The sequence below is a fragment of the Bacillus sp. 01N45 genome (assembly GCF_056399205.1).
Genome location: NZ_JBFTQW010000001.1, coordinates 552,629 through 578,318, shown reverse-complemented (window position 1 = coordinate 578,318; position 25,690 = coordinate 552,629). Strand labels below are relative to the sequence as shown.

The window sequence follows — 25,690 nt, the reverse complement described above, 5'->3', positions numbered from 1 at the left end:
GAAACTTTAATCAGTGGGGTTTTTGTTCCTCCCCACTAATTATCAGCCGGATTCCTACCTAAGTTCTTTGCTTGTGCTGAATTTTGAGGTGGGGGGGCTTACTGCCCGGCAAATAGCGGAATAAAAAAAGCATGCAAACGGAAACGATTTGCATGCTTTCTTTTTTCGTGGAGAAGTTAAGTACTGAAAAAGGCAGGTACGTCGAATGAGTAGTTGTTTCGTACATTCCTGCATTAAAAAAGATGTAATGATAAAAATATAGTTGTCTTCAGGGGAAATGGATAATAGCTATCTACGTAGCTTTTGAACAGGAAAGGGCATCTATTCTTCTTTTATTCTGCCAAATAGTTGACCTGAAGTGATAAAATGTATTATAATCGTAAAAGACATGCTGAAGAAGGGTTTCTTTTTGCATGCTGAAATTAGTATGTAAGTGTGATGTTTCGGAGGGAGGGAAAGAGAATGTCAAAAACAGTCGTTCGTAAAAACGAGTCTTTGGAGGATGCACTTCGCCGTTTTAAAAGATCGGTTTCTAAAACTGGTACACTTGCTGAAGCAAGAAAGCGCGAGTTTTATGAAAAACCAAGTGTAAAACGTAAGAAGAAATCTGAAGCGGCAAGAAAGCGTAAATTCTAAGAGAGGGTGTAAGTGATGAGTCTTCTCGGTCGTTTAAACGATGATATGAAACAAGCGATGAAGAATAAACAAAAAGAAAAATTAACCGTTATTCGTATGGTTAAGGCTGCTTTACAAAATGAAGGTATTAAACTGCAACATACTCTTACTGAAGAAGAGGAATTAACAGTTTTAGCTCGTGAAGTAAAACAGTATAAGGACTCCCTCCTTGAATTTAAAAAAGCTGGTCGTGAAGACCTTGTTAATAAACTGCAAAGTGAAATTCAGATTTTAAGCGCATATTTGCCGGAGCAATTAACAGAAGAAGAACTAGCGAATGTAATTAAGCAAGTTATTTCTGAAGTTGGTGCAACTTCTAAAGCAGATATGGGTAAGGTGATGACTGCTGTTATGCCGAAAGTAAAAGGTAAAACAGACGGATCACTTGTGAATAAGTTGGTTATCCAGCTATTAGCATAAAAAAACGTCTCATTTCGTATGAGACGTTTTTTTATGCTTTTTTTCAGTTTGGACGTGATATTACAAGCTCTTTTTTCATACATATGGGATGAGAGGGGGTCTTTTGAGATGAAAAAATTAGAACAAATGAAGAATTGGTTAACAAAGCAAATAGACCTGCCAGTGGATGTGCTAATGGATCTACCTCGGATCACGCTTGTTGGGCAAGTGCATATCTATATAGAAAATCATCGGGGTTTATTAGTGTTTTCAGATAAAGAAGTAAGATTGTTATTAAAGCACGGTCAATTATTAATTAAAGGGCAATCCTTTATTATTAAAACAATCCTTCCAGAAGAACTTTTGCTTGAAGGAATAATTGAGCAAGTGACATTTTTAGAAAACGAAAAAAAAGAGGAGTGAGGGAAACTTCCATATGTGAAGTTTTTCTTCGTTATTTTCGTGATTCGACCTTACTATTCAGTTTATCTCGCTATTTATGGGTGGTAGAACTCTTTATTTCATTTTCGTACGAGCTATTTTGCTAATTAAAGTGAAAAAAGTAGTGTGTATACTTTTGGAAAGGTAGTGGAGATAGTAGATGAAAAATAAATGGTTTATAAAGTGGCTTGGATATGTAAAAGTACGAATTGAAGGTAGAGGTGCAGAACGGTTCGTTAACGAATGTGTACGTAGAAAATTATTAGTTTGGGATGTTAAGAAAATTGCTGATGAAACGTTAGTTTTTTGTATGTTATTACGAGATGTGAAGAAAATAAAACCAATTTATAGAAAAAATGAATGTAAATTATATTTTATTGGGCGTTACGGTTTTCCTTTTTTGAATAAGCGTTTAATTAAAAATAGTGGATTCTTAATTGGTTTTTTAATTTTCTTTTTTGGCATGATTGCATTATCCAATATGGTTTGGAAAATTGAAATTACAGGAGCGAAACCTGAAACAGAATATATATTGATGAAAGAATTGGACAAAATGGGTATTAAAAAAGGAAAATTACAATTCCAAATGCCTAATGTAGAAGATGTACAACGTCATTTGACAGACAATATTAATGCGATTACTTGGGCGGGATTAGAAATAAGAGGAACGACGTACCATTTTAAAATTGTTGAAAAAAACGAGCCGAAAAAAGAAAAGGAACAAAGACCGCAAAATTTAGTTGCAAAAAAAGAAGCGATTGTGACAAAAACATTTGTTGAAGTAGGAAAACCAGTTGTCTTGAAAAATGACCATGTCGAAAAAGGACAGCTTCTCGTATCAGGGATATACGGTAATGAGGAGAGTCCGACGATTGTTTCGGCGAAAGGTATTGTATATGGAGAAACGTGGTACACATCTGAGGTGAGTGTACCACTAAAGACGCAATTTCAAGTATATACTGGCAATGCGTATAATGAGCATTACCTTACATTTGGGAGTGCGAAAATAAAAATATGGGGATTTCAACATGATAAGTATAAACGCTCTCGTACTGAAAGTGTAAAACACGATGTGAAACTATTTGGTTTTACACTGCCGATCGCGTATGAAAAAGATATTGTACGAGAAGAGGAAGAAGCGAATCGGGAATATACAGAAAAACAGGCAATGAAAGTAGCGAAAGAGATGGCTGAAAAAGAACTAAAGAAAAAATTGGATGAACATGCTATGATTGTAAGTGATAAGATTTTGAGTAAAGAGGTTGAGGCGGATCAACTAAAAGTCACATTGCATTATACTGTGATCGAAAATATTGCAGAGCCACAACCAATATCCGAATCCGATATTCAAGGAGACTGAGTAATGGCAGAACAATTAGTAGAAATGAACCAACAATTGGAAAATGCTAACGAAGCAATCGCTCTTTTTGGAGTCAATGATGCTCATTTGAAAGTAATTGAACGGGAATTGAATGTATCGATTGTAACTAGAGGTGAAACTGTTCATGCATCTGGAGCAGTTGAAACTGTGACACTCGTAGAAAAAATCTTACAGCAATTACTTGTTGTTATTCGAAAAGGTATATCAATTACTGAAAGAGATGTTGCGTATGCAATTCAGCTCGCACAACAAGGGAAAATTGCTCAATTTGAAGAGTTATATGAAGAAGAAATCTTTAAAACGGCAAAAGGTAAATCCATTCGTGTAAAAACAATGGGGCAAAGAAGATATATTCATGCAATGAAGAAGAATGATATTGTATTTGGAATGGGACCTGCTGGGACTGGGAAAACATACTTAGCTGTAGTAATGGCTGTGAGAGCTTTAAAGCAAGGGTATGTAAAGAAAATTATTTTAACGAGACCGGCTGTAGAAGCTGGAGAAAGTTTAGGTTTTTTACCAGGAGATTTGAAAGAGAAGGTAGATCCGTATTTACGTCCATTGTATGATGCTTTGCACGATATTCTTGGACAAGAATATACGCAACGTATGATGGAGCGAGGGGTAATTGAAATTGCACCTCTTGCTTATATGAGAGGGCGTACGCTCGATGATTCATTTGTTATTTTAGATGAAGCGCAAAATACAACGGGTGCACAAATAAAAATGTTTTTAACTAGATTAGGTTTTAGTTCTAAAATGGTTATTACGGGGGACCCTTCACAAGTAGACTTACCAAAAGGGGTAAAATCAGGGCTTTCGCTAGCTTCTAACATTTTATCTGGTGTATCAGGTCTTTCATTCATTACATTAGAACAAACGGACGTTGTGAGGCATCCGCTGGTGCAACGTATTATTGAGGCATATGATAAAATGGAATGATCCTATTTGTCAGGATCATTTCTTTTTGTATTAAGGTTGGCGAACGGCATATTTTTTACTATCATAAAAGATAAGAGAAATAAACTATAGGTGCTGGTGTATCAAAATGTTACTTAAAAGTATTGTTGGCTAGAAGAAATGAAAGCTATAAATAGTTTCACTTTATTTCTGGAGAGGAGAAGGTATTGAAATCATGTTAAGATCTGAAGAAATTTCTAAGTGGTTTCGTAATTTACAACATTCGAAAAAACTAAGTTGGATTTCTTACGTTTTATTAGGAGCAGTGCTGTTTTTTGCACTTATGAATAATGTAAAACCAGAGCAATTAGATGTTGATATGTATTCTATTGCAAAAAAAACAATTCATTCTCCTATTAAAATTGAAGATAAGGTTATAACGGACAGAAAAAAACAAGAGGCCGCTCAAAAAGTTGGAGATCAATATACATATAGAAGTGAATATAAACAAAATAGAGTAGATATTGTAAATGATGTTTTTGCTAAGGTAAATGAAGCAATTCAAGAGATGAAAGCTGCTGGACCTGAAGAGCAAAAAAAGATGACCGATGCAAATAAATTAGAAAAATTGAAGAAGAAGTTGCCATCTAATTTAACAAAGGAATTATCTGATGAGAATTTATTATATTTTATTAATGCAGAACCGGATCAATTAGAATTAGCAAAGAACGCGGCTCTAACGTCTATTAGTGTTATTATGGGTGGAAATATTAAAATGTCCGAAGAAATAGCAGCAAAAGAGCGATTTGTTAATGAAATGAAAAGCCTCAATGTGAATAGTGGATTGAAGGAAGCTGTGAACGCGCTAGGATCATATGCGATTACAGCAAATTATTTTTATGATCCGGCTGTAACGAAAGAGAAGAAGAAAGCGGAAGAAGATTTAATTCCACCTGTTTATATTCTTCAAGGACAAGTTATTGTTAGAGAAGGTGAAACAATTTCAAGTGATATGTATAATCAGTTGAAATTAGTCGGTTTATTAGAGAAAGGTAATAGTTTTCAGCCTTATGTTGGATTAGCAGTGCTCATTGGTGTGTTACTGTACTTTATGCATAAGCAGTTTGAAGTATTTTTACAGCGTAAAAGAGAAGATAGACCGTATATTTTAGCGTATATTACAATTTTATCTATCACGATTGTTTTAATGAAAACGATTAGTTTGTTTCAAAAGCTTGAATATGCAGGAATTGCGTATGTTGTCCCGGTTGCGATGGGAACAATACTTGTAAAACTAATGATTGGCGACCGATTTGTATTTTTAACAAGTATGATTTTTTCTGTGTGCGGAAGTATTATGTTTAATGAAGGGGTAACAAGTACACTGAATTATAGTGTAGGTATTTATGTGTTGTTAAGTTCATTATCAGTAAGCATTTTCTTAAGAGAAAAAAATCGTCGTACGATGATTTTGCAAGCTGGTATACTCGTTTCTATCTTAAATGTGGTCGTCTTAGCGGCGTTATTATTATTACGTAATGGGAATTTTTCACCTCTTGAAATTGGAACGCAATTATTGATGGCTTCCGTTTCAGGAATTATCTCATCCGTTTTGGCTATGGGGATATTACCATATTTAGAGAGTGGACTTGGAATTGTATCAAGCATGAAGCTTATGGAACTATCAAGTCCGAATCATCCGCTTTTACGTAGAATTTTGTTAGAAGCGCCAGGAACGTATCACCACAGTGTAATGGTAGCGAATCTTTCTGAGGCAGCGTGTGAAGCGGTTGGAGCAAATGGTGTATTAGCACGTGTAGGGGCGTATTATCATGATGTAGGAAAAACAGTACAACCGCAATTCTTTATTGAAAACCAGATGGGAATTGAAAATCCACATGATAAATTAGATCCTGTGACGAGTAAAGATATTATCATTGCTCATGTAACAGATGGAGTCAGAATGCTCGAAGAATACCATATTCCGCAAGAAATTATCGATATTGCTGGACAACACCATGGTACAACATTACTTAAATATTTTTATTATAAGGCGATTAAAGAAGATAAAGAAAAATATACAGAAGAGATGTTTCGCTATCCAGGATCAAAAGCAACTTCTAAAGAGTCGGCAATTGTTGGTATTGCTGATAGTGTTGAGGCGGCAGTACGTTCTATGAATCACCCAACGCCAGATCAAATTAATAATTTAGTACAAAGTATTATTAAAGATCGCCTGCAAGATGGGCAATTTAGTGAATGTGATTTGACGTTTAAGGAACTACAAATCGTTGGAAAAACGTTATGTGAAACGTTAAATGGTATTTTCCATTCGCGTATTACATATCCGGAACCACCGGAAGAGAAGGAGAAAGAATGAGTTTATTAATTGATTTCATTGATGAAACAGAAGAAGTGAAAGAAGAATATGTGAATTTAATTCGTGAGATATTAGAAAAAGCAGCTCAAATGGAAAAAATAGAGGATGGTGCGGAGTTATCAGTGACATTTGTAGATAACGAACGCATTCGCGAGATTAATCGTGATTACCGAGATAAGGATCAGCCTACTGATGTCATTTCCTTTGCTATGGAAGAAATGGGAGAAGGAGAAATGGAAATTGTAGGTGCAGAGATGCCTCGTATGTTAGGTGACCTTATTATTTCTATTCCGAGAGCGAGAGAACAAGCTGAAGAGTATGGACATTCTTTTGATCGTGAACTTGGCTTTTTAGCGTTACATGGCTTTTTACATTTACTTGGTTATGACCACATGACAGAAGAGGATGAAAAAGAAATGTTTGGAAGACAAAAAGAAATTTTAGAGGCATTTGGATTAGGTCGATGAAAAAAGGAAAACTTATAAATAGTTTTGGATATGCTATAGCAGGTATATTCTTTTGTCTTCGTCATGAACGCAATATGAAAATTCATTATGTAGCCGCAGTTATTGTTATATGCTGCGGCTTTTATTTCCATATTACGAAAGTAGAGTGGATGGTATTACTTATTGTAATAGGAATTGTAATGAGTTTAGAGATGGTAAATACGGCTGTGGAAAAAACAGTAGATTTAGCGACTACCGATATACATCCGTTTGCGAAAATTGCAAAGGATGTCGCAGCCGGATCGGTTTTATTGTTTGCGATAATAGCCGTTATAATTGGTGCTATTATCTTTTTGCCGTATGTGGTATAGTTGCATTCCAAAGCTTTTATGAAGCTTTGAAAGTGCCGTAAAGGCCTTTAATGAGAGAGTGTATCTATTCACAGCTGTGGACAGGAAGGATGCGGGAATATGAATAGTAAACAATTAATTCAAGAAGCAATCGAAGCGCGTAAACAAGCGTACGTACCATATTCTAAATTTCAAGTAGGTGCAGCATTATTAACACAGGATGGAAAAGTATATCGTGGATGTAATGTTGAGAATGCATCATATGGCTTATGTAACTGTGCAGAAAGAACAGCTTTATTTAAGGCGGTTTCTGAAGGAGATAAAGAGTTTGTAGCTATCGCGATTGTGGCGGATACAAAGCGTCCAGTACCTCCTTGTGGAGCATGTCGACAAGTTATGGTAGAATTATGTAAACAGGATACGAAAGTATACCTATCAAATTTACATGGTGACGTTCAAGAGACGACAGTCGGAGAATTGTTACCAGGAGCATTTTTAGCGGAGGATTTACATGAATAGAAAAGGTTATAAATCAGGTTTTGTCTCTATTATTGGCAGACCGAATGTTGGGAAATCTACATTTTTAAATCGTATTATCGGCCAGAAAATTGCCATTATGAGTGATAAGCCACAAACAACTCGTAATAAAATTCAAGGCGTATATACAGAAAATGATTCACAAGTAATTTTTATTGATACACCAGGAATACATAAACCTAAACATAAATTAGGCGACTTCATGGTGAAGATGGCTCAAACGACATTAAAAGAAGTTGATATTGTTCTGTTTATGGTCAATGCAGTTGAAGGATTTGGTCGCGGTGAGGAATTCATTATTGAGAAATTAAAAGAAACGAAACAACCAGTATTTTTAGTAATTAATAAAATTGACCAACTTCATCCAGAGCAATTATTAGAGTTAATTGATCAATACCGTAAACTATATGAGTTTGCAGAGATTGTACCAATTTCTGCATTAGACGGCAATAATGTGGATGCTTTAATTGGAACAATTAAAAAGTATTTACCAGAAGGACCGCAATACTATCCAGATAATCAAGTAACGGATCATCCAGAGCGATTTATTATTTCAGAGCTTATTCGTGAAAAAGTATTACATTTAACACGTGAAGAAGTGCCGCACTCTGTAGCGGTTGTTATTGATGCAATTCAAAAACGTGAGGGCGGAGCGGTTTATATAAACGCAACGATTGTTGTTGAACGTGCATCACAAAAAGGAATTATTATAGGTAAGCAAGGAAAGATGTTAAAAGAAGTCGGTAAGCGAGCTCGTTTTGACATTGAAGCATTACTTGGTTCTAAAGTATTTTTAGAAGTATGGGTAAAAGTGCAAAAAGATTGGCGTAATAAAATGTCTCAGCTTCGTGACCTTGGTTTCCGCGAAGACGAGTACTAAAATAGAGTAAATCTGTAATCAGCGGATGTTTTGTTCATCCGCTGATTATTGGTTTTTATGAGTTTTGATAAATTAGGAAAAATTTTTCTCACATGAAAATGGACAAAATGGGTCAATTTAATAACAACAAAGGAAATTGGTTTATAGGCTACGCTTATTGAGAAAGGTGGATTCTTATGCTAGATTTTACCTGGAAGTTTTTCTCCAAAACAGGAAGCATTGAAACGTACTTGCTTTTGAAAGAAATGGAAAAAGACGTAAACGATGAGATGGATCAACATGAAGAGGAGCTAGCGCATCTAGACTCTCCAATTTCTTGACCCGTTTTGTTCAAACCTTGGATGGTGACGAACATGTTTCAAAAAGTTGAGGGCATCGTTATCCGTACGACAGATTACGGAGAAACGAACAAGATTGTTACAATATTCTCAAGAGAATTGGGTAAGGTAAGTGCAATGGCAAGAGGAGCGAAAAAACCGAAAAGCCGGTTAGCATCTGTTTCGCAACTTATGACCCATGGTAATTTTCTTATTCAAATGGGATCTGGACTTGGAACTTTGCAACAAGGCGAGATTATTTCAACTATGAAAGAAATTCGCGAGGATATATTTTTAACTGCTTATGCATCATTTATTGTTGAGTTAACTGATAAAGCAACAGAAGATAAAAAACATAATCCATATTTATTTGAAATGTTATATCAAACGTTGCATTATATGTGTGAGGGTGTTGATTCAGAAGTATTATCATTAATTTATCAAACGAAAATGCTTCCGGTATTAGGGATGCGCCCGTACTTTGATACATGTGCGATTTGTCATCAAGAAACAGATTTTGTCGCCTTCTCTGTCCGGGAAGGCGGTTTTCTGTGCTCGCGTCATGCTGAGCAAGACCAGTATCGTATACCAGTGGGGGAAGCTGTTCATAAATTATTACGTCTTTTCTACCACTTCGATTTACATAGACTTGGTAATGTATCGGTGAAGGATAGCACAAAAAAACAAATGCGTTTAGTATTGAATACATATTATGATGAATATTGCGGGATTTATTTGAAGTCAAGACGTTTCTTAGAACAACTTGATAAGTTTCAAATATAATTTGGGGCCGTATACGGTCCTTTTTACATCCTATCTTTTTCAAATAGCATATTTAGTATATAATATTTAAGAGATAGTATAACTTTTTTCGTTGTGCATTAAAGGTGGTGATTATCATAGAGCTGAATAAACGGCAAGAACATATCATTCAGATTGTAAAAGATCACGGTCCTATTACAGGGGAGTCAATTGCTGCGCAATTAGGATTAACACGTGCAACACTAAGACCAGACTTAGCAATTTTAACGATGGCTGGTTATTTAGAAGCGCGTCCACGCGTAGGTTATTTTTATACGGGTAAAACCGGGGGGCAGCTATTATCTGAGGCTGTTAAGAAAATTAAAGTACAAGATTATCAATCTAGACCAGCTGTAATTGATAAAAATGTATCAGTATACGATGCGATTTGTACAATGTTTTTAGAGGACGTAGGTACCTTATTTGTTGTAGATCAGGCGATTCTATTAGTTGGTGTTGTGTCTCGTAAAGATTTATTAAGAGCTAGCCTTGGAAAGCAGGATTTAACCTCTCTTCCGGTTAATATTATCATGACAAGGATGCCAAACATTGCGATGTGTCGTAGAGAGGATTCTTTGTATGATATTGCGATGGAATTAATAGAAAGACAGATTGATGCGATGCCGGTTGTGAAAGATACGAAGCAAGGTTTAGAAGTGATTGGACGAATTACAAAAACAAATATTACACGTGCGTTTGTAAACTTAGTAAATAACGAATAAGTGTAATTTGTTTAAAGTGAGGTAATATAATGGATAATAAAATCGTATATGTCGTATCTGACTCTGTTGGAGAAACGGCTGATTTGGTTGTTCGAGCAGCGATGGGGCAATTCCCATTTGCTCCTGATATTAGACGTGTACCGTATGTAGAAGATACAGGGACATTAAAAGAAGTGATTTCGATTGCTAAGAGCAATCAAGCGCTTATTTGTTTTACGTTAGTAAAGCCTGACATGCGTCAGTATTTAGTGACAGAGGCTGCGAAAGAAGGCGTAGAGGCATATGATATTATCGGGCCTCTTATCGATCAAATTGAAGAAATTACAGGGCAAGTACCAAGATATGAGCCGGGTGTTGTTCGTAGATTAGATGAAGAATACTTTAAAAAGATTGAAGCGATTGAGTTTGCTGTAAAGTATGATGATGGTAGAGACGCGCGTGGTATTTTAAAAGCAGATATCGTGTTGATTGGGATTTCGCGCACATCAAAAACACCACTTTCTCAATATTTAGCTCATAACAAACGTTTGAAAGTTGCTAATGTACCGCTCGTACCAGAAGTAGATCCGCCTGAAGAGTTATATCAAGTGGCTAAAGAAAAATGCTTCGGTTTGAAAATTACGCCAGAGAAGTTGAATCATATTCGAAAAGAGCGATTGAAATCACTTGGACTAAGTGATGGTGCAACATATGCCAATATTAATCGTATTAAAGAAGAAATTGATCACTTTGAGAATGTAGTTGGTAAAATAAATTGTCAAGTAATTGATGTATCGAATAAAGCGATTGAAGAAACAGCCAACATTATTGTGAATGCAGTGCAAAACCAAAAATTGTTTTAGCACATTTACCAAAGGTGAATGTGCTTTTTTCGCTCGTGAGAAACACAATACCTGTTAATTTCGTAATAGATTATAGCGGAGTGGTTATACTTATATTCTTCTGTCTTTTTATTATGCTAAAGGCAGGGTTTCGTTATCCTGAAATAGAAGATGAAAAAATAAAGGGATATGTAGCGTAGTTGAAGAAAATATATTATAATAAAAAATTGTGATAAAAACCTATATTTTACGTTTAGACTTTAATTTTTCAGAATAAACTAGGGATAGGATTTACGAAAAGACATGTAATTACGTTAAATCGACAAAATCTATACAAGAAAACGCACATTATGGAAGGATTCGCAGAAGGGATGTAGAATACAGAAATATGCAAAACATCAATATCGTATTAGTTGATGCAGATGCATAGCCTGTGAATGCTGAAAATTGTGCAAGTTGGAACGAAAGTTCATGTCGAAATTTTGTTTGTCACATCGTATGCTCATCGTTTAAGGAAGTAGCAAGGGAAATTGGATCTACGTAGATACTGAATAAGCTACAGTTGATTTTTTATATGTATCAACATGCAAAAAAAACAGATCTCGTGATCACATAGGATATGGTGCTTGCTAGTCTTCTTGTAAAAAGTGTATATGTATTGTCTCCAGGAGGTACATTTGTAACAGGTGAGCAAATGGATACAATTTTATATAGTAGGTACGTATCTGCGAAATTACGCAGAAAAGGGCCTACAAAATCGTTTGATAACGTGATCGACAACACTTTCTAATAAGTTTAGAAAAAATATTGTCGAATTATAAAGGAATTTTTTAATTTTTATCGAATACAAAATACGACACGGAGATGGATTTATGGGGAACAGAATTCCCGAAGAAGTTGTTGAACAGATTCGGACGTCATCGGATATTGTAGAAGTGATTGGTGAATACGTTCAACTTAGAAAACAGGGGCGTAACTATTTTGGCCTTTGTCCATTTCATGGTGAGAATTCTCCTTCATTCTCTGTTTCATCTGATAAGCAAATTTTTCATTGCTTCGGATGTGGAGAAGGTGGAAATGTATTTTCCTTTCTAATGAAAATGGAAGGATTGGCTTTTACCGAGGCTGTTCAAAAGCTAGGTGAAAGAAATGGAATGGCGGTTGCAGAGTATACATCAGGGCAAGGACAACAAGAAGACATATCTGATGACACTGTCATCATGCAACAGGCTCATGAACTTTTGAAAAAGTACTATCATCATTTATTAGTAAATACAGAAGAAGGAAATGAAGCACTTTCGTATTTGTTAAAACGTGGTATTACGAAAGAGATGATTGAGAAGTTTGAAATTGGTTATGCGTCACCTGCTTGGGATGCAGCAACGAAAATTTTACAAAAAAGAGGTTTATCGCTGTCTAGTATGGAACAAGCTGGTCTTCTCATAAGAAGCGAGAAGGATGGTAGTCATTATGATCGCTTCCGTGGAAGAGTTATGTTTCCAATCTATACGTTACAAGGTAAAGTGATAGCGTTTAGTGGAAGGGCATTAGGAGATGACACTCCAAAATATTTAAATAGCCCTGAAACACCGATTTTTCATAAAAGTAAATTGTTGTATAACTTCCACCAAGCGAGGCCGTTTATTAGAAAGCGTGGGCAAGTGGTCCTTTTTGAAGGGTATGCCGACGTAATGGCTGCGGTAAAAAGTGGTGTGGAAGAAGCTGTCGCGACAATGGGAACAGCTTTAACTGAAGAACAAGCAAAACTTCTGCGACGTAACGTTGAAACTGTTGTTCTTTGCTATGATGGTGATAAAGCAGGGCGAGAAGCAACGATGAAAGCAGGGCAATTATTGCTAAAAGTTGGTTGCCAAGTGAAAGTTACATCCTTGCCAGATAAGCTTGATCCTGATGAATATGTGCAACAATATGGGACAACTGCTTTTGAAAATCTTGTGAAATCAAGTATAAGTTTTGTTGGTTTTAAAATAAATTATTTGCGTTTAGGGAAAAATTTGCAAGATGAGTCTGGCAAAGAAGAATATGTGAAAAGTGTTTTAAAAGAGTTATCGTTGCTACAGGATGCGATGCAGGCAGAATCATATTTGAAGTCATTATCGCAAGAATTTTCGTATTCAATGGAAACTCTTTTGAATCAATTGCACCAATATCGCAAAGAACAAAAGGTACAGCAAAAACAAGTAAAGCAGGTTTCTAAGCCGTCTCAAATTGTTCAAACAAAACCGAAGTTAACAGGTTTTGAAAGGGCAGAAAGAGAAATTATTTATCATATGTTGCAAAGTCCAGAAGTGGCTGTTCGTATGGAATCCCACATAGAAGATTTTCATACAGAAGAACATAAAGGGATTTTATATGAACTATACGCATATTATGAAAAGGGAAATGAACCTTCAGTCGGAACATTTTTAAGTTGGCTCTCTGATGAGAAGTTGAAAAATATTATCACTGATATTTCGACGGATGAATTTATTAATCCAGAATACACAGAAGAAGTGTTACAAGGCCATTTGGAGACGCTCAGCCGTCATCAAGAAAAACTTGAAAAGATGGAAATCATCTTTAAGGTAAAACAAATGGAAAAAACAGATCCTGTAGAGGCTGCTAAATATTATGTAGCATATTTACAAAATCAAAAAGCGAGAAAATAGCTTTTTTGATAAATTTTTAGTATAATGAATGTTTGTATCTCGCGTAAGGAGGGGAACAGATGGCTGACAAACCAGCTCGTTCTAAACAAATTGAAACTGAAATGACCCTTGAGCAAGTGAAAGAACAACTCACTGAGCTCGGAAAAAAACGTGGCGTTCTTACATATGAAGAGATTGCAGAACGCATGAATGGATTTGAAATTGAATCCGATCAAATGGATGAATACTATGAATATTTAGGTGAACAAGGGATTGACTTAGTTGGTGACAATGATAACGACGAAGGTCCTAATAATCGCCAAATTACAAAAGCGGAAGAAGAATTTGACCTTAATGATTTAAGTGTACCACCTGGGGTTAAAATCAATGATCCCGTTCGTATGTATTTAAAAGAAATTGGTCGTGTAGATTTACTATCTGCAGAAGAAGAAATTCGACTTGCAACGCGTATTGAAGAAGGCGATGAAGAAGCGAAACGTCGTCTTGCAGAAGCAAACTTACGTCTTGTAGTAAGTATTGCAAAGCGCTACGTGGGCCGTGGTATGCTTTTCTTAGACTTAATCCAAGAAGGGAATATGGGTCTAATTAAAGCGGTTGAAAAGTTCGATTATCGTAAAGGTTTCAAATTTAGTACGTATGCAACTTGGTGGATTCGCCAAGCGATTACACGTGCGATTGCAGACCAAGCACGAACAATTCGTATCCCAGTTCATATGGTTGAAACGATTAATAAGTTAATTCGTGTACAACGTCAATTACTACAAGATTTAGGACGCGAACCATCTCCTGAAGAGATTGGTGAAGAAATGGATCTTGCTCCAGAAAAAGTACGCGAAATCTTAAAAATTGCACAGGAGCCAGTTTCTCTTGAAACACCGATCGGTGAAGAAGATGACTCCCATTTAGGTGATTTTATTGAAGACCAAGAAGCAACATCGCCTGCGGACCATGCAGCGTATGAATTGCTAAAAGAACAATTAGAAGATGTGTTAGATACACTAACAGATCGTGAAGAAAATGTTCTACGTCTTCGTTTTGGTTTAGATGATGGACGAACTCGTACGCTTGAAGAAGTTGGGAAAGTATTCGGCGTAACGAGAGAACGTATCCGTCAAATTGAAGCAAAAGCACTTCGTAAATTAAGACATCCAAGCCGTAGTAAGCGTCTTAAGGATTTCTTAGAATAGGCTACCTTTAAGTTTACTTCACCTTTGTGAAGTAAACTTTTTTATTTTGTTAACTTTTGTTAAACTTTAGCTATCAGCAACGATTACAATTTCTTGTAATTTATTTTACAGAATTGTCTTTTGATTTGCAAATGCTCATTTTTCGATTTTTCGATTAATTTTGTGTATTCTATACAAAAATATATGTAGAAAAGTGAAAAATATGATGAGAAACGTTAATAATTATCGAAATAATAAGCGATATAACAATAAAAAACAATAAACTGAATGTATGGAATATTTTTAACGATTAGTAGTTTACTCTTTTCTGATAGAGCGTTTTCAAGTACAATGGAAATGACTGAATCATCTAACTATTTAGGGGTATAGAGGGGGGAGAAGAGATATGAAACGTAATCCGCTGATTCCGTTCGCTCTTATTGCAGCATTAGGTATTATCGTTATGTTTGTATTTTCATTTCAGGGGCTAAATAAATCTAAAGAGTTAGCTGATGCAAAAAATGGCGGGAAGCCAGCACAAACAGCATCAAAACCAGAGGATATTGTGAAGCAAAGCTGTACGAGCTGCCACGGTGATCAGTTACAAGGGGCAGTAGGACCTAATTTACAAAAAATTGGTGGAAAACTTTCAAAAGATGAAATTAAAGAAATTCTTTCGAAAGGAAAAGGAAATATGCCTGCCAATATAGTTCCAGCTGATCAAGCCGCTAAAGTAGCTGATTGGTTATCGAAGAAAAAATAAAGTTCCGTATGACAAGCCTTTTGCTTATGCAAAGGGCTTGTTTTTCTATATTTTCTAAAATACGATGAGTGATAGAGAAGTGAATTGTTTTTATAGGCTTGCAACAACGACTATAAATTCATTATCATGGAGACAGACTGACAAGAGAAGGAGTAATGGAAATACATGAATGAAGTAAAGCTTTCAAAACGATTAGAAGAAGTAGTGCGTGAAATACCGGTAGGATCTACAGTAGCTGATATTGGATCGGATCATGCGTATTTACCGTGTTATACAATTATAAATAATATTGCTACAAAAGCAGTTGCTGGAGAGGTTGTAGATGGACCATTTCGCTCTGCACAAGCAACTGTAGCTGAAAGTGGCTTACAAGATAAAGTAGATGTGCGTAAAGGGAATGGATTAGCTGTTATCGCGCCAGGAGAAGTAGATGTAATTACGGTTGCTGGAATGGGCGGAGCGTTAATTCGTGACATTTTAGAAAGTGGTAAAGAAAAATTAGAAGGGGTAACTCGTTTAATTTTACAGCCGAATATTGCAGCGTATCACATTCGTGAATGGTTTATTGAGAATGGATGGGAGCTTATCCATGAAAAAATCGTAAAAGAAGATGGGAAAATTTACGAGATTTTAGTAGGCGAGCGAGGAGACGTTGCGGTGCCTTATTCTGAAAATAAACAAGCGGAATTATTTATGGGACCATTTTTAATAAAAGAAAAAGGTGAAGCTTTCGTTGAAAAATGGGAAGGGGAATTGAAAAACTTCCAAAATATTTTAAAGCAGTTAGAACGTGCGGCTGATTCTGAAGAAACAAAAGCGAAGCGTGCGGAAGTAGAAGCGAAAATGAAAATGATACGGGAGGTTTTATCATGAGTAAAATTCCAAATGGCCATGAAATTATTTCTTTATTTGAAAGTATGTATCCGAAGCATTTGGCGATGGAAGGAGATAAGATTGGCCTGCAAATTGGAGCGCTTAATAAACCCGTACAACACGTATTGATTGCGTTAGATGTAACGGAGGAAGTTGTGGATGAAGCAATTCAATTAGGGGCGAATGTCATTATTGCGCATCACCCTTTAATTTTTAATCCGTTAAAAGCGATTCATACAGATAAAGCGTACGGAAGAATTGTTGAAACGTGTATTAAAAATGATATTGCCATTTATGCAGCACATACAAATGTGGATGTTGCTAAGGGTGGGGTAAATGATTTACTTGCTGAGGCGTTAGGATTGCAAAATACAGAAGTTTTGGCACCGACATATGCAGAAGAAATGAAAAAAGTTGTTGTGTTTGTGCCAGTAACTCATGCAGAAGAAGTACGAAAAGCATTAGGAGACGCAGGTGCTGGTCATATCGGCAATTATAGCCACTGTACGTTTAATAGCGAGGGTACAGGTACGTTTGTACCTCAAGAGGGAACAAATCCTTATATCGGGGAAACTGGGCAGTTAGAACGCGTAGAAGAAGTGCGAATCGAAACGATAATTCCAGCTTCACTACAGCGAAAAGTGATTAAAGCAATGGTAACGGCACATCCATATGAAGAAGTAGCATATGATGTGTATCCACTTGATAACAAAGGTGAAACATTAGGGCTTGGAAAAATAGGATATTTACAAGAAGAAATGACACTTGGACAGTTTGCGGAACATGTAAAGAAATCATTAGATGTAAAGGGTGCACGAGTTGTTGGGGATTTAAATGATAAAGTGCGCAAAGTAGCTGTACTTGGTGGCGATGGTAACAAATACATCAATCAAGCTAAATTTAAAGGAGCGGATGTATATGTAACAGGTGACATGTATTATCATGTTGCTCATGATGCGATGATGCTCGGTTTAAATATAGTTGACCCAGGACATAACGTTGAAAAAGTAATGAAGCAAGGTGTACAAAAGCAATTACAAGAAAAATTGGATGACAAGAAACTCAATGTACACATTCATGCTTCGCAATTACATACAGATCCATTTACATTTGTATAAGAAAAATAAAAACCGTTGCTTATAGGCAACGGTTTTTATTATTGTTCTTTTTTCACTTTTACACGAGGCAATATTTTTTGTAATGGTACTTTTCGAAATCTCTCCCATGTAGCGGGATTCATTGGATCATATTGATCTAAGAAAGCGATAACTTCTTTTGTAATTGGAGTTGGAGTAGAAGCACCTGCTGTAACAGCTACGTTTTCTACACCTTGTAGCCACTCTAATTTAATCTCACTTACGTCTGCAACGCGGTATGCTTTCGTACCAGCGATTTCTTGTGATACTTGTGCTAAACGGTTTGAGTTGTTACTTTTCGGATCACCGACAACAATTGTTAAGTCTGCAACATCAGCTTGTTTAGCGACAGCTTCTTGGCGAACTTGAGTTGCTAAACAAATTTCCTTATGGAATTCTGCTGTTGGGAATTTCTTCTGAATGTCCTCCATTAAATGTTGAACATCCCATTGGCTCATCGTTGTTTGATTTGTAACTAAAATTTTATCTGTTGGAATTTCTAATGTTTTTAAATCATCAGCTCTTTCGATAAGGTGAACGATGTCAGGTGCAATACCAACTGCACCTTCTGGTTCTGGATGATTTTTTTTGCCGATATAAATGACATGGTAACCTTCAGCTTTCTTTGCTTCAATAAGGTCATGTGTTTTTGTAACATCTGGACAAGTGGCATCGATTGTCGTTAAACCTTTTTCTTTTGCACGTTGTTTAACTTCTGGAGAAACACCGTGTGCAGTGAAAATAACAGTACCAGAATCGATTTTATCTAAAATTTCTAATCGACTTGGACCGTCTAATGTAATGATGCCATCTTCTTCGAATGCATCTGTTACATGTTTGTTGTGAACAATCATACCTAAAATATAAATAGGTCTTGGTAATGATGTATCTAATGCGGCGTTACGTGCAATAACCATCGCGTCCACAACACCGTAGCAATAACCACGAGGGGAAATTTTAACAATTTTCATATGAGTAATCCTCTCCTTCTAAACAAGGGATACTTTTGTGCATAGTCTTTTACATTATAAAGGAGGAATGGATAGAAAACAAAGGATTGTTACACATATAGTTTTGGTTTTGTTGCTATTTTTTGAACAGGCTCCTCTCGTAATTCTTTTTCTATGACAGGCTCAATCACTATTTTTTTTCTTTTTCTTTTTTTTTGTGGAGGAGGCGGAGTTGCTACCTCAACCTTTTCTGTTATGTCTTCAGTTGGATTTTTAGTTGGATCTTCTTCCGTACTTTTTCCAGAGGTGAGGATTTTAACAATGCTTGGTAGGTTACGCATAATAGGACCGTACTGTTCGACGACAGGGCTTACAGATTGAACGACTTGGGATACTTTTTCAATATTGTTTATCATATTAGTTGGATTCGAAATTAAATTTGCAAAAAAACTGCCGATGCCGCTACTTGATGCTGCTGTAGTTGCTGCACCGCCGCGCGTTTCATTTGATTCATACATTTGAGGGGGAATCATTTGCTCTGGATGTTGCTGCATGTATGGTTGATATTGTTGTGAGTATTGCTGCGGGTATTGTTGTTGGTATTGGTATTGTTGTTGGTATTGGGGCGGCGGTTGCTGGTGCATCATTGGCGGCGGTCCATCCATTTGTCGATAAGGTGGAACCATTTGCATGAAAGGCTCGGTTGGATCGTGTTTTTTAAAGAGTTTAGCAAGGAACCCTTTCTTTTTTTGTGCCATCGGTGGTAGTTGTGGAATTGGATATGGTGTATAAGGTTGCTGTCCTTGATTCGGATACATTTGCCTTGTGTGGGATTTTGGAAACATGTGAGAAATCCTCCTTTCTTCAGTTAGGTATATACACATACAATATGCAATAAGAGGGAAGAAGGTTAGTTTTTGAAGTAAAAACCTAAACTAAAGATGGATTTTACTTGTAGATTTCGATATAATGTAGACTTGGCTGATTTGTGCGCGCAGTAGAAATTTAGAAAGAAGGTGTAACTTATGACACAACAAACTTTTACACAGTATGATTTTAAACCATTTTTAATAGATGCAGTTCGTGAACTACGCTTTACAGAGCCGACAGGAATTCAAAAGAAAATTTTCCCGGTCGTGAAAAAAGGTGTAAGTGTAATTGGACAATCCCAAACAGGTTCTGGGAAAACACATGCATACTTACTTCCTACATTGAACAGAATTAATGCAAGTCGTGAAGAAGTACAACTTGTTATTACAGCGCCTACTCGTGAGTTAGCACAACAAATTTACGAAGAAATCGTGAAATTAACAAAGTTTTGTGCGGAAGATCAAATGATTACAGCACGTTGTTTAATTGGTGGAACTGATAAACAACGATCAATTGAAAAGTTGAAAAAACAACCTCATATTGTAGTTGGAACACCAGGACGTATTAAAGATTTAGTGGAAGCACAAGCATTATTTGTTCATAAAGCAAATACTATTATTGTCGATGAAGCAGACTTAATGCTTGATATGGGATTCATTCATGATGTAGACAAAATTGCATCACGCATGCCTAGAAACCTGCAAATGCTAGTTTTCTCTGCAACAATTCCTCAAAAACTAAAACCGTTTCTGAAGAAATATATGGAGAATCCAGAGCATATTCATATCAATCCAAAACAAGTTGCGGCTGGGAATATTGAGCATTATTTAGTACCTTCTAAACATCGTAACAAAATCGATTTAGTGAACAAAATGTTGCTACAATTTAAACCGTATTTAGCAGTTGTTTTCACGAATACGAAGAAGATGGCGGATCAGGTTGCTGACGGATTAATGGAACGTGGCTTAAAAGTTGGACGAATTCACGGAGATTTATCACCGCGTGATCGTAAAAAAATGATGAAACAAATTCGTGATCTTGAATTCCAATATATTGTTGCAACTGATTTAGCAGCACGTGGTATTGATATTGAAGGAATTAGTCATGTTATTAACTACGAACTTCCATCAGATTTAGATTTCTTCGTTCACCGCGTTGGAAGAACAGCACGTGCGGGGCATTCAGGTATTGCAGTGACGATTTATGATCCAGCAAACGAAGAAGCGTTAGATAGTTTAGAAAAACAACGTCATATTGAGTTCAAGCATGTAGAGTTACGCGGAGATGAGTGGGCGGATTTAGGTGAACGTCGTCGTCGTAAGAGCCGTAAAAAACCAAATGATGAACTTGATGTTATGGCAACGAAAGTTATTAAAAAGCCGAAAAAAGTAAAACCAAACTATAAACGTAAACTTGCAACAGAACGTGATAAAGTGAAGAAAAAATATAGCAATAAAAAAAGATAAGGGGAGCCCCCTTATCTTTTTTTATCCGGATATTTGCGGGATAATAATCGGTGGGGAATGAAAAAACACTGATTAAAGTTTCAGTGTAGCTAGTTACAATTTGCGTAGTGTTTTAGGAACAAACAATTCGCTACATATTTCTACAAATTATGCTATCATTATATCTATTGTATATTGAAGAGGTGATTGTATGTTAAAGATTGGATCTCATGTTTCTATGAGTGGTAAGAAAATGTTATTAGCAGCAAGTGAAGAGGCTGTTTCATACGGTGCAACGACGTTTATGATTTATACAGGTGCACCGCAAAATACACGAAGAAAACCAATTGAAGAATTGAACATAGAAGCAGGAAGAAAACATATGGAACTAAACGGTATTGAGGAAATTATCGTACATGCGCCATATATTATTAATCTTGGGAATACGACGAAGCCAGAAACATTCCAATTAGGTGTAGACTTCCTTCGCATGGAAATTGAAAGAACATCGGCATTAGGTGTAGCGAAACAAATCGTTCTTCACCCAGGTGCGCACGTTGGTGCAGGAGCGGATGCTGGTATTCAACAAATTATTAAAGGGCTTAATGAAGTATTAATGCCAGAGCAGACGGTTAACATTGCGTTAGAAACGATGGCAGGAAAAGGAACAGAATGCGGTCGTAGCTTTGAAGAAATTGCAAAGATTATTGATGGTGTAAAATATAATGAAAAATTATCAGTATGCTTTGATACGTGTCATACGCACGATGCAGGATATGATATTGTAAATGATTTTGACGGCGTATTAAATAAATTTGATAAGATTGTTGGTATGGATCGTTTGCAAGTACTTCATATTAATGATAGTAAAAATGTATGCGGCGCAGGAAAGGACCGTCATGAAAATATCGGCTTCGGTCATATCGGTTATAAAGCGTTACATCATATTGTGCATCATCCGCAGTTAATGCACGTACCAAAAATTCTTGAAACGCCATATGTAGGTGAAGATAAAAAAGATAAGAAGCCACCATATAAATTAGAAATCGAAATGCTGAAAAATGGTACTTTTGATGAAGGAATTCTTGAGAAAATTAAAGCGCAATAAGCAATAAGGAGGGGATTTTCCCCTCCTTATTTTAGTAGTTGCTGAAATAAAGTATTTACTTGTTGGGCAGTAGCAGGGGAGGTTACTTTTGCTATTTGTTTTAAGAGCTCTAGCCGTTCGTCATTATCGTAAATGTTAATATTCTTTCCTTTCATAAGTAAAACAATTTGATCCGCTTGTGCAGTCGTAATAGAAACTTCATATTCTTTACTATATTTCAATAACTCTTTTGTAGAAATATGATTTAATTTTTTATTTACAAGTTGTTTAATGAGGTTCATCGAGTTATCCTCCTTCACACGTTCTTCTATCGAAATATATGAGTACGTAGCTTGTACATATTCGTATAGAGTTTCTTTTTCCATGAGAAAAAGAAGCGTATGTTATAATATAAGGACAAAACTATAGAAAAAGAGTATAAGGAGGACCTATGGAACAAAAGCAACATCGAAAAGAAAGTGTTATCCATCTTATTTATCGTTTAGTTATGATTATTTTTGGGGCAGCATGCGCAGCGGTAGCGATTGAACTATTTTTAATGCCAAATAAAATTATTGATGGTGGAATTATTGGTATTTCTCTTATATTAGATTATCTTACTCCTAATATTTGGTGGTTAAGTTTCTCTACTTTAGTCGTTATTCTCAATATCCCATTTATGTATTCAGGTTATAAGCAAATCGGGAAAACGTTCATGTTATCTTCGGCGTTCGGTATTGTAGCTTTAGCGTTTATTGAATCAACGTTACATGCTGTTCCGCCATTTACAACAGAGCCGATTTTAGCAACAGTGTTTGGTGGTCTTATTTTAGGTATTGGTGTAGGGCTCGTTATTCGCCATGGTGGATCAATGGACGGAACAGAAATTATGGGTATTTTATTAACGAAGAAATTACCTTTCTCTGTTGGCGAATTTGTAATGTTTGTGAACTTATTCATTTTTGCATGGGCAGCATTTGTATTTGGTGTTGAACAAGCTATGTATTCTGTTATGACGTACTATATCGCATTCAAAACAATTGATACAGTCATTCAAGGTTTAGATGAAACGAAAGCAGTTTTAATTGTATCAGATCAATATGAGGAAGTATCAAATGCGATTTTGCATCGTCTTGGTCGTGGAACTACAAAGCTTGTAGCGAAAGGCGGTTACACGGATAAAGAAAAAGAAGTTATTTATGCAGTTGTAACGCGTCTGGAAGTGACGAAGTTAAAATCAATTGTGTATGAAATTGATGCGAATGCGTTTGTTACGATTATGAATACACAAGAGACAAATGGTGGTAAGTTTAAATCGGCTATCCACTAGAAAATTTATCCAGTAAAAACCCTCGCCAATCGTTAGGGGATGGCCTCATCTGATTAAGGTTTCATTTTATAGGAATATTTTTCGGAAGCAGAGAATTTTTCTCTGCTTTTTGTTATAATAGTAAGGTTTCTTGAAAAAATTGATATATTTTAGGCAGATTGGTTTACAACTATAATAAGCTGTACTATAATTCAAATAGATATAAATCGGAATCATTCTGAATTAAAATAGGTGAGATGCTATGAATAATATATTAGAAATAGAAGGATTGTCATTTCGATATGAAGATCGAAATGTGTTAGAAGATATTAATTTGCAAGTTCCGAAGGGAGCTTTTTTAGGTTTAGTTGGGCCAAATGGTTCTGGGAAATCTACTTTGCTAAAATGTTTATTAGGCGTTTTAAAGCCAAAACAGGGAAGTATTCGTTTGTTTGGTGTTGACAGTAAGAAGTTTAAAGAATGGAACAAAGTTGGTTATGTGTCGCAAAAGGCAAATAGCTTTAATTCTGGTTTTCCGGCCACTGTTTTTGAAGTTGTATCAATGGGACTCGTTTCGAAAAAAGGGCTGTTTCGCTTTTTCACGAAAAACGATAAGGAAAAGGTAGAAAAAGCGATTGCTGATGTAGGGATGAGTGCGTTTCAAGGGCGCAATATCGGAGAACTTTCTGGTGGACAACAACAGCGTGTATTTATTGCTCGTGCGCTCGTTAGTGATCCTGAATTACTTATTTTGGACGAGCCCACTGTTGGAATCGATGTGAAGAATGTAGAAAGTTTTTATGAGATATTAGAGGATTTAAACAAAAGGTTAGGAATCACATTAATTCTCGTTACTCATGATATGGGAGCTGTTACAGAGAAGGTAACACATGTTGCATGCTTAAACCAACATCTACATTTCCATGGAAATGTAGAGAAGTTCCGAGAGTTAGAAGATGCAGAAATGTCCGTCTTATATGGACATCATGTTCATCGTTTAGAACACGAGCATGAGCATCACGGGAGGATATAATGATACAAGATTTTTTACAATATGACTTTTTACGGAACTCTTTATATGCAGGGATTTTAATAGGACTTGTTGCGCCGCTTATCGGTGTATTTGTTGTCATTCGCCGAATGTCGCTTATTGCGGATGCTTTAAGTCACGTGACATTATCGGGTATTGCTGCAAGTTTACTACTAGAAAAAACAATTTTCACAGGAGGATTTTTAAATCCGTTATATATGGGAATGATTTTTTCTATTGGTGGGGCGTTACTAATTGAAAAATTACGTACTGTATATAAACATTATCAAGAATTAGCAATTCCGATTATTCTTTCAGCAGGAATGGGGATTGGGGTTATTTTTATATCACTTGCAAATGGATTTAACACTGATTTATTTAGTTATTTATTTGGGAGTGTAAGTGCTGTAACAAGTACGGATTTAATAATCATCGGCATTGTAGCAATTGTTGTTATTGTAACGATCACTTTATTATACAAAGAGTTATTTTTACTATCGTTTGATGAGGAATATGCTGTATCAACCGGTTTGAGTGCAAAGTGGATTCACTTTATTTTCATTATATTGGTTGCTCTTGTTATTGCAGTATCAATGCGTGTAGTAGGGGTTCTTCTCGTATCATCATTAATGACGTTACCAGTTGCAGCAAGTATTCGTATTGCGAATGGATTTAAACAAACAATTTTCTTTTCCATTTTATTTGGTGAAATTGCAGTAATTGGTGGAATGTTTGCTTCATATCAACTTGATCTAGCACCAGGTGGTACAATTGTTATGATAGCAGTTCTTATTTTAATTGGTGCGATTTTATGGAAAAAGAAAAAAACTGCATAAAGTAGGGATAGATATGAATCTAACAGAAGCTTTACGCCTAATGAAAGATAAAGGATACAAACATACGGGGAAAAGGGAAGAAATGCTCAGGTTATTTGCAGCTCACAATCGTTATTTAACGGCGAAAGACGTTTTAGAGCATATGAAGGATGATTATCCAGGTCTTAGCTTTGATACGATTTATCGTAACTTAACGGTGTTTGCTGAAATCGGTGTTTTAGAACAAACGGAATTAAATGGTGAAAAACATTTTCGTTTTACATGTTCTATTATGGAACATCATCATCATTTTATTTGTTTAGATTGCGGGGGAACGAAAGAGATTACTTCCTGCCCGATGGATTTTATGAATAAAGATTTTAACGGTTATGAAGTAACCGGTCATAAGTTTGAAATATATGGCCGTTGTCCAAAATGTGCAAAATAAGAACTCGTCGGTTACATAACTGACGAGCTTTTTTACGTAAAAAAGAAGGTTGCCCACAAATATTGTGGCAACCTTCTTT

At 36.0% G+C, this 25,690-nt stretch carries 29 protein-coding genes; 26 read left to right on the top strand and 3 right to left on the bottom strand.

All coding sequences use genetic code 11. The features are described from left to right. Positions 1 to 462 precede the first annotated feature (462 nt). The 20 genes from rpsU (at position 463) to AC1DMU_RS02970 (ending at position 17,639) form a co-directional block, all read left to right on the top strand. On the top strand, positions 463 to 636 hold the full coding sequence (gene rpsU / locus AC1DMU_RS03065; RefSeq protein ID WP_000048061.1) for a 30S ribosomal protein S21: 174 nt from the start codon (positions 463 to 465) through the stop codon (positions 634 to 636). 15 nt (positions 637 to 651) lie between these two features. Further along, positions 652 to 1,095, top strand: coding sequence for a GatB/YqeY domain-containing protein (locus AC1DMU_RS03060; RefSeq protein WP_000054579.1), 444 nt, complete (start codon positions 652 to 654; stop codon positions 1,093 to 1,095). A 108-nt stretch (positions 1,096 to 1,203) separates the two neighbouring features. After that, positions 1,204 to 1,497 (top strand): sporulation protein YqfC, encoded by a 294-nt coding sequence (yqfC, locus tag AC1DMU_RS03055; RefSeq protein WP_000732264.1) that lies wholly within the window; start codon positions 1,204 to 1,206, stop codon positions 1,495 to 1,497. A gap of 178 nt (positions 1,498 to 1,675) precedes the next feature. Next, on the top strand, positions 1,676 to 2,875 hold the full coding sequence (yqfD, locus tag AC1DMU_RS03050) for a sporulation protein YqfD (protein ID WP_000792473.1): 1,200 nt from the start codon (positions 1,676 to 1,678) through the stop codon (positions 2,873 to 2,875). A 3-nt stretch (positions 2,876 to 2,878) separates the two neighbouring features. Then, entirely contained in the window at positions 2,879 to 3,838 is a 960-nt protein-coding gene (locus AC1DMU_RS03045) for a PhoH family protein (protein ID WP_000840500.1), read from the top strand. Between the two features lie 193 nt (positions 3,839 to 4,031). After that, positions 4,032 to 6,176 carry an HD family phosphohydrolase gene (locus AC1DMU_RS03040; RefSeq protein ID WP_048541521.1) on the top strand — a complete coding sequence of 715 codons (2,145 nt, stop codon included), beginning with the start codon at positions 4,032 to 4,034 and terminating at the stop codon, positions 6,174 to 6,176. Beyond that, positions 6,173 to 6,643: an rRNA maturation RNase YbeY gene (ybeY, locus tag AC1DMU_RS03035; RefSeq protein WP_088064428.1), complete on the top strand. Its 471-nt coding sequence runs from the start codon at positions 6,173 to 6,175 to the stop codon at positions 6,641 to 6,643. Before AC1DMU_RS03040 ends, ybeY begins: the two co-directional genes overlap by 4 nt. Further along, complete coding sequence (locus AC1DMU_RS03030; RefSeq protein ID WP_000715485.1) at positions 6,640 to 6,993, top strand: diacylglycerol kinase family protein; 354 nt, start codon at positions 6,640 to 6,642, stop codon at positions 6,991 to 6,993. Before ybeY ends, AC1DMU_RS03030 begins: the two co-directional genes overlap by 4 nt. A gap of 99 nt (positions 6,994 to 7,092) precedes the next feature. Continuing rightward, positions 7,093 to 7,491 carry a cytidine deaminase gene (locus AC1DMU_RS03025; protein WP_001086294.1) on the top strand — a complete coding sequence of 133 codons (399 nt, stop codon included), beginning with the start codon at positions 7,093 to 7,095 and terminating at the stop codon, positions 7,489 to 7,491. Beyond that, positions 7,484 to 8,389 (top strand): GTPase Era, encoded by a 906-nt coding sequence (era, locus tag AC1DMU_RS03020; RefSeq protein ID WP_001080239.1) that lies wholly within the window; start codon positions 7,484 to 7,486, stop codon positions 8,387 to 8,389. The genes AC1DMU_RS03025 and era overlap by 8 nt, the downstream gene beginning before the upstream one ends. Positions 8,390 to 8,565: 176 nt before the next feature. After that, positions 8,566 to 8,709 (top strand): YqzL family protein, encoded by a 144-nt coding sequence (locus AC1DMU_RS03015; RefSeq protein ID WP_000883924.1) that lies wholly within the window; start codon positions 8,566 to 8,568, stop codon positions 8,707 to 8,709. Positions 8,710 to 8,742: 33 nt separating this feature from the next. Beyond that, positions 8,743 to 9,489 (top strand): DNA repair protein RecO, encoded by a 747-nt coding sequence (recO, locus tag AC1DMU_RS03010; RefSeq protein WP_000487012.1) that lies wholly within the window; start codon positions 8,743 to 8,745, stop codon positions 9,487 to 9,489. Between the two features lie 107 nt (positions 9,490 to 9,596). Beyond that, positions 9,597 to 10,229, top strand: a complete 633-nt coding sequence (ccpN, locus tag AC1DMU_RS03005) for a transcriptional regulator CcpN (RefSeq protein ID WP_002077328.1) — start codon at positions 9,597 to 9,599, stop codon at positions 10,227 to 10,229. Positions 10,230 to 10,258: 29 nt separating this feature from the next. Further along, the gene (locus AC1DMU_RS03000; protein WP_000368941.1) at positions 10,259 to 11,071 is read left to right on the top strand and encodes a pyruvate, water dikinase regulatory protein; all 813 of its coding nucleotides are present in this window, start codon (positions 10,259 to 10,261) and stop codon (positions 11,069 to 11,071) included. A 598-nt stretch (positions 11,072 to 11,669) separates the two neighbouring features. After that, complete coding sequence (locus AC1DMU_RS02995) at positions 11,670 to 11,840, top strand: DUF188 domain-containing protein (protein WP_179862445.1); 171 nt, start codon at positions 11,670 to 11,672, stop codon at positions 11,838 to 11,840. Positions 11,841 to 11,922: 82 nt separating this feature from the next. Then, positions 11,923 to 13,719, top strand: a complete 1,797-nt coding sequence (gene dnaG, locus AC1DMU_RS02990) for a DNA primase (RefSeq protein ID WP_000528234.1) — start codon at positions 11,923 to 11,925, stop codon at positions 13,717 to 13,719. A 59-nt stretch (positions 13,720 to 13,778) separates the two neighbouring features. After that, complete coding sequence (gene rpoD / locus AC1DMU_RS02985) at positions 13,779 to 14,906, top strand: RNA polymerase sigma factor RpoD (protein WP_000764061.1); 1,128 nt, start codon at positions 13,779 to 13,781, stop codon at positions 14,904 to 14,906. A gap of 385 nt (positions 14,907 to 15,291) precedes the next feature. Further along, positions 15,292 to 15,648: a cytochrome c550 gene (cccA, locus tag AC1DMU_RS02980; RefSeq protein ID WP_000828141.1), complete on the top strand. Its 357-nt coding sequence runs from the start codon at positions 15,292 to 15,294 to the stop codon at positions 15,646 to 15,648. A 165-nt stretch (positions 15,649 to 15,813) separates the two neighbouring features. Next, positions 15,814 to 16,521, top strand: a complete 708-nt coding sequence (locus AC1DMU_RS02975) for a tRNA (adenine(22)-N(1))-methyltransferase (RefSeq protein WP_088064426.1) — start codon at positions 15,814 to 15,816, stop codon at positions 16,519 to 16,521. Beyond that, positions 16,518 to 17,639 carry a Nif3-like dinuclear metal center hexameric protein gene (locus AC1DMU_RS02970; protein ID WP_088064425.1) on the top strand — a complete coding sequence of 374 codons (1,122 nt, stop codon included), beginning with the start codon at positions 16,518 to 16,520 and terminating at the stop codon, positions 17,637 to 17,639. The genes AC1DMU_RS02975 and AC1DMU_RS02970 overlap by 4 nt, the downstream gene beginning before the upstream one ends. A 38-nt stretch (positions 17,640 to 17,677) precedes the next feature. Here AC1DMU_RS02970 and AC1DMU_RS02965 read toward each other — a convergent pair whose 3' ends face one another. Together AC1DMU_RS02965 and vrrA are read right to left on the bottom strand one after the other, a co-directional pair. Beyond that, entirely contained in the window at positions 17,678 to 18,628 is a 951-nt protein-coding gene (locus AC1DMU_RS02965) for a 4-hydroxy-3-methylbut-2-enyl diphosphate reductase (protein WP_088064424.1), read from the bottom strand. An 89-nt stretch (positions 18,629 to 18,717) separates the two neighbouring features. Beyond that, a complete protein-coding gene (gene vrrA, locus AC1DMU_RS02960) occupies positions 18,718 to 19,452 on the bottom strand; it encodes a VrrA/YqfQ family protein (RefSeq protein WP_097907663.1) in 735 nt (244 codons plus the stop codon). Positions 19,453 to 19,632: 180 nt separating this feature from the next. Between vrrA and AC1DMU_RS02955 the strand changes: the two genes are divergently transcribed. Continuing rightward, positions 19,633 to 20,943 (top strand): DEAD/DEAH box helicase, encoded by a 1,311-nt coding sequence (locus tag AC1DMU_RS02955; protein ID WP_000194012.1) that lies wholly within the window; start codon positions 19,633 to 19,635, stop codon positions 20,941 to 20,943. Positions 20,944 to 21,133: 190 nt separating this feature from the next. Beyond that, on the top strand, positions 21,134 to 22,030 hold the full coding sequence (locus AC1DMU_RS02950) for a deoxyribonuclease IV (protein ID WP_088064422.1): 897 nt from the start codon (positions 21,134 to 21,136) through the stop codon (positions 22,028 to 22,030). Positions 22,031 to 22,056: 26 nt separating this feature from the next. On the opposite strand, the gene AC1DMU_RS02945 is transcribed toward AC1DMU_RS02950, so the two are convergent. Continuing rightward, positions 22,057 to 22,311: a DUF2624 domain-containing protein gene (locus AC1DMU_RS02945; RefSeq protein ID WP_001048965.1), complete on the bottom strand. Its 255-nt coding sequence runs from the start codon at positions 22,309 to 22,311 to the stop codon at positions 22,057 to 22,059. 149 nt (positions 22,312 to 22,460) lie between these two features. Between AC1DMU_RS02945 and AC1DMU_RS02940 the strand changes: the two genes are divergently transcribed. From AC1DMU_RS02940 to AC1DMU_RS02925, 4 genes are all read left to right on the top strand, one after another. Then, positions 22,461 to 23,339: a YitT family protein gene (locus tag AC1DMU_RS02940; protein ID WP_000435955.1), complete on the top strand. Its 879-nt coding sequence runs from the start codon at positions 22,461 to 22,463 to the stop codon at positions 23,337 to 23,339. 241 nt (positions 23,340 to 23,580) lie between these two features. Next, positions 23,581 to 24,351, top strand: a complete 771-nt coding sequence (locus AC1DMU_RS02935) for a metal ABC transporter ATP-binding protein (protein ID WP_001059648.1) — start codon at positions 23,581 to 23,583, stop codon at positions 24,349 to 24,351. Next, on the top strand, positions 24,351 to 25,184 hold the full coding sequence (locus AC1DMU_RS02930; protein WP_000613823.1) for a metal ABC transporter permease: 834 nt from the start codon (positions 24,351 to 24,353) through the stop codon (positions 25,182 to 25,184). Before AC1DMU_RS02935 ends, AC1DMU_RS02930 begins: the two co-directional genes overlap by 1 nt. Positions 25,185 to 25,197: 13 nt before the next feature. After that, on the top strand, positions 25,198 to 25,611 hold the full coding sequence (locus AC1DMU_RS02925) for a Fur family transcriptional regulator (RefSeq protein ID WP_001054512.1): 414 nt from the start codon (positions 25,198 to 25,200) through the stop codon (positions 25,609 to 25,611). The last annotated feature ends 79 nt before the right edge of the window (positions 25,612 to 25,690 follow it).